Origin of the sequence: Streptomyces sp. WM6378 (assembly GCF_001279695.1) — a bacterium.
In the GTDB taxonomy this organism is placed as follows: Bacteria; Actinomycetota; Actinomycetes; order Streptomycetales; family Streptomycetaceae; genus Streptomyces.
Map to the genome: position 1 here is coordinate 1 of NZ_LGDD01000048.1, position 10,932 is coordinate 10,932.

The 10,932-nt window shown below is 70.2% G+C and carries 8 protein-coding genes and 1 pseudogene; 5 read left to right on the forward strand and 4 right to left on the reverse strand.

The genetic code is table 11. The annotated features are described in order from the left end of the window. Together ADK54_RS07555 and ADK54_RS07560 are read left to right on the forward strand one after the other, a co-directional pair. Nucleotides 1-1,417, forward strand: a pseudogene (locus tag ADK54_RS07555) (hypothetical protein); the annotation flags it as partial. Nucleotides 1,418-1,429: 12 nt separating this feature from the next. Continuing rightward, nucleotides 1,430-2,290: an immunity 49 family protein gene (locus ADK54_RS07560; protein ID WP_053724760.1), complete on the forward strand. Its 861-nt coding sequence runs from the start codon at nt 1,430-1,432 to the stop codon at nt 2,288-2,290. A gap of 18 nt (nt 2,291-2,308) precedes the next feature. Here ADK54_RS07560 and ADK54_RS07565 read toward each other — a convergent pair whose 3' ends face one another. Next, complete coding sequence (locus ADK54_RS07565; RefSeq protein ID WP_420717272.1) at nt 2,309-3,493, reverse strand: serine hydrolase domain-containing protein; 1,185 nt, start codon at nt 3,491-3,493, stop codon at nt 2,309-2,311. A gap of 308 nt (nt 3,494-3,801) precedes the next feature. Beyond that, nucleotides 3,802-5,085, reverse strand: a complete 1,284-nt coding sequence (locus ADK54_RS07570) for an adenylosuccinate synthase (protein ID WP_053724761.1) — start codon at nt 5,083-5,085, stop codon at nt 3,802-3,804. Nucleotides 5,086-5,260: 175 nt separating this feature from the next. On the opposite strand from ADK54_RS07570, the gene ADK54_RS07575 reads away from it, so the two are divergent. Next, nucleotides 5,261-6,067 (forward strand): hypothetical protein, encoded by an 807-nt coding sequence (locus ADK54_RS07575; protein ID WP_053724762.1) that lies wholly within the window; start codon nt 5,261-5,263, stop codon nt 6,065-6,067. A 58-nt stretch (nt 6,068-6,125) separates the two neighbouring features. Here ADK54_RS07575 and ADK54_RS07580 read toward each other — a convergent pair whose 3' ends face one another. Further along, the gene (locus ADK54_RS07580) at nt 6,126-6,665 is read right to left on the reverse strand and encodes a GbsR/MarR family transcriptional regulator (RefSeq protein ID WP_053724763.1); all 540 of its coding nucleotides are present in this window, start codon (nt 6,663-6,665) and stop codon (nt 6,126-6,128) included. 101 nt (nt 6,666-6,766) lie between these two features. Here ADK54_RS07580 and ADK54_RS07585 point away from each other — a divergent pair, with 101 nt between their 5' ends. Together ADK54_RS07585 and ADK54_RS07590 are read left to right on the forward strand one after the other, a co-directional pair. Continuing rightward, nucleotides 6,767-7,693, forward strand: coding sequence for an ABC transporter ATP-binding protein (locus ADK54_RS07585; protein ID WP_053724764.1), 927 nt, complete (start codon nt 6,767-6,769; stop codon nt 7,691-7,693). Next, nucleotides 7,690-9,297, forward strand: coding sequence for an ABC transporter permease (locus tag ADK54_RS07590; protein ID WP_053724765.1), 1,608 nt, complete (start codon nt 7,690-7,692; stop codon nt 9,295-9,297). Before ADK54_RS07585 ends, ADK54_RS07590 begins: the two co-directional genes overlap by 4 nt. A gap of 10 nt (nt 9,298-9,307) precedes the next feature. Here the strand turns inward: ADK54_RS07590 and ADK54_RS07595 are convergent, their stop codons facing one another. Beyond that, a complete protein-coding gene (locus ADK54_RS07595; RefSeq protein WP_053724766.1) occupies nt 9,308-10,537 on the reverse strand; it encodes a cytochrome P450 in 1,230 nt (409 codons plus the stop codon). Between the last annotated feature and the right edge of the window lie 395 nt (nt 10,538-10,932).

Sequence of the window (10,932 nt, forward strand, 5' to 3'; positions counted from 1 at the left end):
GAACACCGACGTCCCCGTCGTCAAGGGCAACTACATCGAATGGCCCGGCGGCAGCCGCCTCAACCTCGACGACGGCAAGGTCTACAAACCCGACGGCACGGTGTCGGCGGCCAAGGTCGAACTCAGCGCCGACGACATCACCCGCCTCAAAAGCTCCCTCCCCCACGTCGACGAACCAGTAAAGATCGGCGCAGACGTGAAAGAACCGGCCATGGCCGGAGCACACGACCCAGCACACACACCGGGCGGCTCAACTCACGTACCGGGTGCGGGCGGCACCGCCCACGACCTCGGCCGGGGCGCGGCGAACGACCTCGACCGGGGAGCTGCGGGCGGGGCCCGTGGTGGCGCGCCTTCGGCGGGCGACACTGCCGGCCACGCGGCGGACGCGGGCCACGGTGGAACGTCCACGGGCCACGGCACGGGCGGCCACGAGGGCGGTTCCGGCGGGCACGATTCGGGGCACGGGGGCGGTGCGGGCGACGAGCCGCCGAGCGGCGGGCACGGCGGCAGCGGCCCGCACCCGGACTACGACGGCCCCAGCCGGTGGAACGGCGCGAGCGCGCGAGAAATCATGGACCACCAGGTCCAGCGCGCCCGGCACGAGGACGGTTACTTCGAGAAGTACTACCGGGACAACGGATACCGGAAGTTCTCCAACATCCCGGACGAGAGCGGCCTCGTACCGCCGCAGCTCGTCAAGCACCCGGTGACGGGTGAGTGGATATCCAAGAGCGACGAGCCGCCGCCGATCCCGGAGAAGTACGTCGTGGGCGGCGACGTGAAGCGCGGCGCCTCGACGGTGGTCACGCCCGAGGGCCGGGAGATCCTCGACCAGGCCGCCCACGACCGGCACACCTCGGTCACCGCCGACAACGCGATCCACCCGAAGGTCAACGACGCCAAGAAGCTCTACGAGGCGCACCCCACGCAGGAGAACCTCGACGCCTGGAACGAGGCGAAGGCCGAGCACGCACCTCTGCACGAGCAGATGACGAAGGACACCGAAGCCTTCGGTGAGGCGGTCGCCAGGCATCACGTGATCCCAGAGCACTATCCCGACGCGAAGTGGGAGACGCTCGACGGTCCCAAGAACGGCAATGACCAGTTCGACCAGGTGTGGAAGCGGGAGGACGGCAGCTTTGTCGTGGTCGAGGCGAAGAGCAGTCTCGAAACCGAACTCGGCCAGCGTCGGCTGCCGAACGGATTCAACGCACGGCAGGGATCGCGCGAGTACTTCGAGGACATTCTCAATGAAATGAAGGAACGCGGGCGCACCAACAAGAATGAACGCCGGCTCTACCGAGAGCTAAGCAAGGCCCTCAAGCAGGGGAAGATCGACTACATCCTCGTGAAGGGGAACCCCAAGGCGGGAACGTACGCTGGATATTCCATGCGGCGTTTCAACCTTGGCTGACGGGAGTTTCTGATGACGGTGAACGTGACACGGCACGGCAGCCCCGGCCCCGACGACGAGGAGTACGCACAGGAACTCGGGGAGGATCTGGCGGACTCGATCGAGACCCTCCCGCAGACGCCACGCAATTTCAGCCTCGCGCTGAACGAATCGCTCTCCTGCGTGCAGGCCTGGCTCGCCGTCAACCCGGACGGCTCCCAGCTGGAAACCTGGGAGGCGGTGGTCACGGCCATGCAGGTGCACTCCGCCGCGTTCGCGGCGGCCAGTGCTCCCGAGGGCAGCGGCGAGTACCGGATCAACCACGAGATCCACACCATCCCGGCGACCGGGCCCCAGTACTACGCCAACGCGGGGAACTGGCTCACCGCGTTCTGGCTCGCGATCGTCTGCCGCGACCAGGTCCGGATGACGCAGCTCTGCGAGATCCCCCTCGAAGTGCTGCGCGCTTCGGGGGCCGAGGGCGACGAGTACGTCTACCACTGGGTGGACGCGCTCCAGACCTACTGGCTCGAACGCCCCGGCCTGGTCGAGAAGTTGACCCTCGCCATCCAGACCTCGCACCCCGACGTCGCCACCATCGCCCCCCGCGACCTGCTGCAGAACATCCTCTACCAGCCCATCGCCCTCTTCCACCGCTTCCTCGTAAAGGACCACGAGGCCTTCAACCAGGCTCTGTTGGAGGCGATCCAGGCTCACAAGACGTACTGGACGGCCACCGATAAGCGCGAGGGGAGCGTGGAGGGCTACCTCGCCCTCGGCCCGCTCGCCATTGCCTGCCTCGCGCACGACGCCGGCTTCGCCATCGACATCGAGACCCCCTACTTGCCGGGCGAACTCCTGCGACGCGCCTGGCTCGGCGAGTTCCCGACGTAACTCCTGGGGAGCTCGTGGCTACCCGGCGCTGCACAAGGCCTTGTCCACCAAGGCGTCCACTGGTTTCATCGCCGCCGGGTCGGTCGGCTGGAGGGTTACCGCCACGTTCGCGGCGCGGCCGGTGTTCGTGGCGCCGCCTCGGGTTTCGTAGCCCGGGAAGCTGCCGCCGTGGCCCCAGTACACGCCGCCGCATGACAGCGGGGTGCTCAACAGGCCGAGTCCGTAACGGGTGTTGGGGCCGAACGGGGCTGTGGCGGGGACTGTCTTCTGCATCTCCTTGAGCTGGGGCGCCGCGAGGAGGCGGCCGCCCAGAAGCGCGCTGAAGAAGCGGTTCAGGTCCGAGTTCGTGGAGATCAGCTGGCCTGCCGCCCAGGCCCAGGACGGGTCCATCTCCGTGATGTCACTCAGGGGGCCGCCCGGCGCATCCTGGGAGTAGCCCTTGGGGTGCGGCTCGCGGATCGTCGGGTCGCCGGGGGCGGGGAAGTAGGTGTGGCGCAGGCCGATCTTCTTGATGATGCGCTGGTCTATTTCCGCGGCGAGGGGGCGGCCGGTGACCTTCTGGACGATCAGGCCGGCCACCACGTAATTCGTGTTGCTGTACCCCCACTTCTCGCCGGGGGCGAAGTCCGCCTTGTGCTTGAGGGCCCGGTCCAGGAGGTCGCGGGGTTCGTAGTAGCGGGGCTCCAGGTCGTCGTCGTTGGTGTAGCTGGGGAGTCCGCTGGTCTGCTGGAGGAGTTCGCGGACGGTGATGTGGCTTCCGTCGATGCCCTCGCCGCGTACGAGGCCCGGGAGGTAGGTGTCGACCATGGCGTCGAGGCTGACCTTGCCCTCGCCCACGAGTTGGAGGACGACCACGGCGGTGAAGGTTTTGGTGTTGCTGCCGATTCTGACTTGGCCGTCTGTGGGGACCTTCGCCTTGGTGGTCAGGTCGGCTACGCCTGCGGTGTAGTTACGGGTGTGGCCCTCGCGGTCCTGGACGGCGGCCAGGGCTGCGGGGAAGCCGTTGCTTTGCACCAGGGCGTTGAGGCTCTGCTGGACGGGGGCGGGGCGGGGGGCCGCCGATGCGGGGGGCGGGGTGAGTGCGGTCATCGTCAGGATGCCGGCGGTCACTGCGGCTGCGGTGGTCGCTCCGCGTCTGGTGGCCCTGCGCCGCGCTCTGTTCGGGGCGGGCCTCTGTGGGCTCTGTGATGCCTGCTCACGCACGTGCGGACTCCTCCGGGGGGAGCTGGGATGTTTGCCGGGCCCAGCATTTCCGGAGGGGGTGGTTCTGGGCGATCCTGCCAGCTACCCGTACGCGGGTGGGGCTAACCCCCGGGCTCCTACGGGGGGTTGGGGGGCAGGTGCGACCCGGTGGGTGGCCCTGGGGCTCCGCCCCAGACCCCGTTCGCGCCTGAAGGGCGCTCGTCCTCAAACTCCCCCAAGGCCTCAAGGGCCAGGGGGACCCCCATGACGGGCTGAAGATGGCTGAGCGGGGTCCCGGTTGCCCGGAACCCCGCTCAATCCAAGCTCGCCTACAGGAACGAGTTGATCTCGATCGTCTCGGTGCGGCCGGGGCCCACCCCGATCGCGGAGATCGGCGCGCCCGACATCTCCTCCAGCGCCTTCACGTACGCCTGCGCGTTCTTGGGGAGGTCGCCGAAGGTCTTGGCCTTCGTGATGTCCTCCGACCAACCGGGCAGGGTCTCGTAGATCGGCTTCGCGTGGTGGAAGTCGGTCTGGGAGTACGGGAGTTCCTCGACGCGCTTGCCGTCGATCTCGTAGGCGACGCAGACCGGGATCTGCTCCCAGCCCGTCAGGACGTCCAGCTTCGTGAGGAAGAAGTCCGTCAGGCCGTTGACGCGCGTCGCGTAGCGGGCGATCGGCGCGTCGAACCAGCCGCAGCGGCGGTCACGGCCGGTGGTGACACCGCGCTCGCCACCGATGCGGCGCAGCGCCTCGCCGTCCTCGTCGAAGAGCTCCGTCGGGAACGGGCCCGCGCCGACGCGGGTCGTGTACGCCTTCAGGATGCCGATGACGCGGCTGATCTTCGTCGGGCCCACGCCCGCACCCGTGCAGGCGCCGCCCGCGGTCGGGTTCGAGGAGGTGACGAAGGGGTACGTGCCGTGGTCGACGTCGAGCAGGGTGCCCTGTCCGCCCTCGAAGAGCACGACCTTGTCGTCGTCGAGCGCCTTGTTCAGGACGAGGGTGGTGTCCGTGACGTACGGCCTGATCTGCTCCGCGTACTGGAGCATCTCCTCGACGATCTTGCCGGCCTCGATCGCGCGACGGTTGTAGATCTTGGCGAGCAGCTGGTTCTTGCCTTCGAGCGCCGCCTCGACCTTCTGCTCCAGGATCGACTCGTCGTAGAGGTCCTGGACGCGGATGCCGACGCGGTTGATCTTGTCGGCGTAGGTCGGGCCGATGCCGCGACCGGTGGTGCCGATCTTCCGCTTGCCGAGGAAGCGCTCGGAGACCTTGTCGAGCGTCACGTTGTACGGCGTGATCAGGTGAGCGTTGCCGCTGATCAGGAGCTTGGACGTGTCCACGCCGCGCTCGTTCAGCCCGCTCAGCTCGGAGAGCAGGACCGCCGGGTCGACGACGACACCGTTACCGATCACCGGGGTGCACCCCGGCGAGAGGATCCCGGAAGGGAGAAGATGCAGCGCGTACTTCTGGTCGCCTACGACAACCGTGTGGCCGGCATTGTTGCCGCCCTGGTAACGCACCACATAGTCAACGGATCCACCGAGGAGGTCGGTGGCCTTTCCCTTGCCCTCGTCACCCCACTGAGCACCGAGCAGCACAAGTGCGGGCACAGGCGTACACCCCTTCCGGGCGGGGCATGTCCAAGGTCAGGGGCATACGCGTTCCATATGTGGATGCGTACACCATGGGCCTGAACCGTAGAAAGCTGCCCCGGAATAGACGAAGCCCCTGGCGCAATAGCGCAAGGGGCTCTTGCACAAAGATGCTACCCGAGGAAGGACCGAGGTGTCGGCTGCGCACCAGCTCGTCGTGCTCATCGACCCGGTCGCCCGCCGTATTGACGGCGAGTCCGTACGGATCGCGAAGGATGTGCTGTGTGCGGGAGCACAGGCGAAAATCTGCTGGCCACAGGGGCCGGAAGAGTTTGCGCGGGCGCTGGCCCGGCGGGGTGGCCGGCGCACCGTGGTGGTCGGTGACGACCAGGCGCTGCTACGCACCGTGACCCTGTTGCACCGCGAGCGTGAGCTCGACCGGGGCGCGCTGGCCCTGGTGCCGGTGGGCGCGGCCGACTCCCTGGAGCTGGCCCGCTCGCTCGGCGTGCCCATGGGCGCGGTCGCGGCCGCGCGGGCCGCGCTCGACGGGACCGGGCACCGGCTCGACCTCTTGGCCGACGACAGCGATCAGGTCGTCCTTGGGGCCCTGAGGATCCCCGCGGTCAGTCCACCTCCCGCGCCGCCCGCGCCGCCTTCGGTGTGGGGCGCCGCCCGCTCGCTGGTACGCACCCTGGTGCGGGCGCCCGCGCCGGTCACGGCGGCCGTGGCGCACCGGCTGCGGGTGGAGGCCGACGGGGTGCTCCTGAGCGACCTCGACCGGCCGGTGGCGGGCGTGTCGATCGGCTCCGCCGACGGGCTCGCGCAGGTCGTGGTGCACGGTCGGGCCGGCGAGCGGGCCCGGGCGGCCGCGCGCGCCGTCACGATCTCGGGCCCGGTGGGCGGCTTCCGCTACCGCGCGGACCAGGTCGTCGCGGGCCCGGTCCGCACCCGTACGTGGACCGCGCTCGCGGGGGCGTGGGAGCTGGTCCTGCCGGGGTGAGCCGGCCCGAGCGGTCAGCGGGGCGGGATCGGCAACGTAAACCCGGTGGTCAGCGCGTTCAACGGGGCGGGATCGGCGGGAGGTCCAGGGTCGTGCGGTGCTCGCGCCAGCGGTCCATCAGCTGGGACAGCTCGCCGTGCAGGAACGCGAAGAACGCCGCCGTCTCCGCCATCCGCGCCCCGGCCGCCGTGTCCGGGCCGCCCGCGCTCGCGACGCCGTCCTTCATGACCTGCTCCCAGCGGGTCAGGATCCGGTCCCGGTTGGTGAAGGTCTCGTACCAGAGCTCGTTGTGCAGGACGTACCGGTCGCGCCGCGAGCCGGGCTCGCGCTCGCGGCCGACCATGTTGACCTGGGCGAGGTAGCGGACCGCGCCGGAGACGGCGGCCGGGCTGATGCGGAGCGCCGAGGCGAGTTCGGCCGAGGTCATCGAGCCGGTCTCGGAGACGAGCAGCGCCGCGAAGACGCGGGCCGCCATCCGCTGCATGCCCGCCTCGGCCAGCTCGGAGGCGAACCGCTCGACGAACCGGCCCACAGCGTCCTCGTCCCGTCCGTCCGCCATGCCGCCCGGCACCTCTCGCTCGCTGTCCACGCTGCTCATGGGTTCATCGTCTCCCCTCGCCGCCCCGCCCCGGTTCCGTCGCCGACTTTATACGCTTCCTTAACTTCACAACTTCGTGAAAATACCGTACGTTCAAAAACATGACGAAGGCAATCACGGTCGCCGGGCTGCACAAGTCGTTCGGGCGCACGCACGCCCTCGACGGGCTCGACCTCGCCGTCGAGAGCGGTGAGGTCCACGGCTTCCTCGGCCCCAACGGCGCCGGGAAGTCCACCGCCGTCCGAGTCCTGCTGGGCCTGCTGCGCGCCGACTCGGGCGCGGCTCAGCTGCTCGGCCGCGACCCGTGGGCCGACGCCGTCGAGCTGCACCGGCACGTGGCGTACGTACCGGGCGACGTGACGCTGTGGCGCAACCTCTCGGGAGGCGAGGTCATCGACCTGTACGGCAGGCTGAGGGGCGGCCGCGTCGACCGGTCCCGGCGCCACGACCTCGTCGAACGGTTCGAGCTCGACCCCACGAAGAAGGGCCGGACCTACTCCAAGGGCAACCGCCAGAAGGTCGCCCTGGTCGCCGCGTTCGCGTCCGACGTGGACGTACTGATCCTCGACGAGCCGACCTCCGGGCTCGACCCGCTGATGGAAGAGGTCTTCCAGGAGTGCGTGGAGGAGGAGCGCGACCGGGGCCGCACCGTGCTGCTGTCCTCGCACATCCTCAGCGAGGTGGAGAGCCTCTGCGACCGGGTCAGCATCATCCGCCGGGGCCGGACCGTGGAGACCGGCTCGCTCGCCGAGCTCCGCCACCTCACCCGTACGTCCGTCACCGCCGAACTCGCGGGCGCGCCCAACGGGTTGGCGCGGCTGCCCGGGGTGTACGACCTGGCCATTCACGAGATCGAAGGCGGTCAGGGCTGTCGCGTAAAACTCCAGGTCGACACCGACAAGCTGGACGCGGTGCTGCGCTCGCTCACCGAGTCGGGCGTCCGGTCCCTGATCTCCACCCCGCCGACCCTTGAGGAGCTGTTCCTGCGCCACTACACGGGTGCGGGGGAAGAGGTGGTGGCGCGATGACCGCCGCCGTAGCCGTACCCGTGCGCGGTTCGGATCAACTGGCGGGCACGGGCGCGCTGTTGAGGCTCGCGCTGCGTCGGGACCGGGTGATGATCCCGGTGTGGGCGGTCGCGCTGGGCGCACTGGTGGCGAGCGGCGCGAGCACCCTGGAGAGGGTGTACAGGACCGCCGCCGAGCGCGCGGACGTGGCTCACTCGATGAGCGGCAACGGCTCGCTTCGGGCGCTGTACGGGCCGGTCTTCGACGACTCGATCGGCGGGCTTACCGCGTGGCGGTTCGGCGGGTCCGGATACGTACTCGCGGCGGTGATGAGCCTGCTGATCGTGGTGCGGCACACCCGGGAGGAAGAGGAGACGGGCCGTCAGGAGCTGCTTTCCTCGGCGATGGTGGGGCGGCGGGCGCCGCTGACATCGGCGCTCCTGGCCGCCTTGGCGGCCAATGCGCCGGTCGCTCTGATCATCACGGCCGGCCTGGCCAAGTCGACCGGAAACACGGCGGGTTCACTGGCTCTCGGCCTCACCACCGGGGCGATCGGGATGCTGTTCGCTGGCATGGCGGCGATCATGGCGCAGCTGACGGAGAGTGCGCGGCTCGCGAAGGGCCTCACGGGGGCGGTCCTCGGCGCGGCTTTCCTGCTGAAGTCGGCGGGCGACACCGCGACGCGTGACGCCTCCTCGGTGCTCGACCGGCTCTCGCCGCTGGGCTGGGCCGAGAACGTGCGGCCGTACGCGGGCGAACGGTGGTGGGTGCTGCTGCTGATCGTGGCGGCGGCAGGCGCGCAGGGGGCGGCGGCGTACGTGCTCGCCGGGCGGCGCGACATCGGGATGAGCTTCGTGCCACCCCGGCCCGGGCCAGCCGAGGGGCGCATCTCGACGGCGTACGGGCTTGCCTGGCGGTTGCAGCGGGGCGGCGTGATCGGCTGGACCCTCGGGTTCGCCCTGGCCGGGCTGCTGTTCGGCGGGATGGCGGACGGGGCGGCCGATCTGGTCGGCGGCAACGCGCAGACCAAGGAGATCATCCAGCGGATGGGCGGCCAGTCGGGCCTGACCGACGCGTTCCTCGCGACGATGGTCGGCATGCTGGGGATGGTCGCGGCGCTGTACGCCGCCTCGTCCGTCCTGCGCCTGCACGGTGAGGAGACGGGCCGACGCGCCGAACCGGTCCTGGCGGCCTCCGTGGGCCGGGTGCGGTGGGCGGCCGGGCATCTGGTGATCGCGTTCGGTGGGGCGGCCCTGATCATGGTGGTCGGCGGGCTCGGCCTGGCGGCCGGCTACGGCAGGGAACCCGGCCCGATCCTGGGCGCGGCCCTGGTCCAACTCCCCGCGATCTGGACGCTGGCGGGCCTGGCGGTGCTGCTGTTCGGCGCGTTCCCGAAGCTCGCGCAGGCGGCGCTGGGCGTGGTGGGCCTGTGCCTGGCCCTGGGCTGGATCGGCCCCGCGCTGAACCTGCCGCGGGCCGTCCTGGACGTCTCCCCCTTCGGCCACCTGCCGAAGCTGCCGGGCACGGAGATGGCGTGGACGCCGGTGGTGCTGTTGACGGTGGTGGCGGCGGTACTGGTGGGGGCGGGGCTGGGGGCGCTGCGGAGGCGGGATGTCGCTAGCTGAACCGTGATCGTCAGCATGTGACGTGGAGTTCCTTGAGCCCCCGGATGACGAATCCGGGGCCCCACTCCGGCTCGGCGGCCAGCCGCAGCCGGGGTGCCTTGGTTAGCAACTGCCCGAAGGACGCCCGGAGTTCTAGCCTGGCCAGCGGCGCGCCGAGGCAGTAGTGGATGCCGGCACCGAAGGAGACGTGAGGGTTGTCGGCGCGGGCCAGGTCGAGGGTGTCGGGATCGGCGAACCGGGCGGGGTCGCGGTTGGCGGCCCCGAAGAGAAGGGCGACCTCGCTGCCGCGCGGGAGCTTCTGCCCGGCGAACTCGATGTCTTCGAGCACCCAGCGCTCGAAGAGCTGGAGCGGGGTGTCGTAGCGCATCAACTCCTCGATGGCGGTGGGGAGCAGAGCGTCGGGCGCGGCGCGGAGGGCGGCGAGCTGGGCGGGGTTGCGCAGGAGCGTCCACCATCCGTTGGCGGTGGTGTTGACGGTGGCCTCGTGGCCGGCGTTGAGGAGGAGTACGCAGGTGGAGATCATCTCTTGCTCGGACAGCCGGGCCGCCGCGTCACCGCTCTCGTCGTCGTACGCAGCGATGAGTGCGGAGATCAGGTCCTCTCCAGGACACTTGCGCCGCTCCGCGATCAACTCCCGCAGGTACGCGGTGAATTCGAGGGAGGCCCGGACCGCTTTGGCGGCGGTTTCCTCGTCCGGGTTGAGCTCGTACATGCCGCAGATCGCGGCGGACCAGGGGCGCAGGAGGGGGCGGTCCGCATCGGGGATGCCGAGCATTTCGGCGATGACCGCGACGGGGAGGGGCTCGGCGACCCGGGCGAGCAGGTCGCCGCCGCCGGCCGCGCAGAAGTCGTCGACGAGGCGTTCCGCGAGGCGGTGCACGGTGGGGGCGAGCCGCTCGACCGTACGGGGGGTGAAGGCCTGCGAGACGAGCCTGCGGATGCGGGTGTGGTCCGGGGGTTCCAGGTCGAGCATGCCGTGGTCGTTGAGGGTGTGGAACGGCTCGTGCGCGGCGGGCGGGGGTGTCCGGCCGAACTCCTCGTGGCTGAACCGGTGTTGATAACTCCGCCCGAGCCGGCGGTCCCTCAGCAGGGTGGACACGTCCGCGTGATGCGGGATGAGCCACTGTCCCGTGGGGGCGTAGTGGTGCACCCGGCCCGCCGCTCGTAGCTCCGCGTACGCGGGGTAGGGGTTGGCGACGAAGTCCGCGTCGCGGGGGCGGAAGAGGGTGGTGGGGTTCATGGCCTCGACAATGCGGCGCCGCTGACTGCGGAGCAAGGGGGCGGAGTCTGGGTGCGGGGGCGTGTTGGGTGCGGGCCGCCTGTGGCTTGTCACGCAGTTCCCCGCGCCCCTGGCGGGGTGGGGTTCGGGCTTCCCGTGGCTGCGCCCCGAACCCTCGACGTCAGTCGGCCCGCGGACCGTGCGTGGTTGCTCACGCAGTTCCCCGCGCCCCTTAACCCCGCTTTCGGCCTGCGGACCGTAGGTGGTGCCCGCACAGTTCCCCGCGCCCCTAGCAGGGTTGGTGCTGGCCCGCACCAGGGCATTTCAGCCCGTCATGGGGGTCCCCCCTGGCCCTTGAGGCCTTGGGGGAGTTTGAGGACGAGCGCCCTTCAGGCGCGAACGGGGTCTGGGGCGGA

Coding starts and splice junctions, on each gene's coding strand:
- ADK54_RS07595 (WP_053724766.1), bottom strand. CDS start 10,537: ATGAACCCCACCACCCTCTTCCGCCCCCGCGACGCGGACTTCGTCGCC.
- ADK54_RS07585 (WP_053724764.1), top strand. CDS start 6,767: ATGACGAAGGCAATCACGGTCGCCGGGCTGCACAAGTCGTTCGGGCGC.
- ADK54_RS07580 (WP_053724763.1), bottom strand. CDS start 6,665: ATGAGCAGCGTGGACAGCGAGCGAGAGGTGCCGGGCGGCATGGCGGAC.
- ADK54_RS07590 (WP_053724765.1), top strand. CDS start 7,690: ATGACCGCCGCCGTAGCCGTACCCGTGCGCGGTTCGGATCAACTGGCG.
- ADK54_RS07560 (WP_053724760.1), top strand. CDS start 1,430: ATGACGGTGAACGTGACACGGCACGGCAGCCCCGGCCCCGACGACGAG.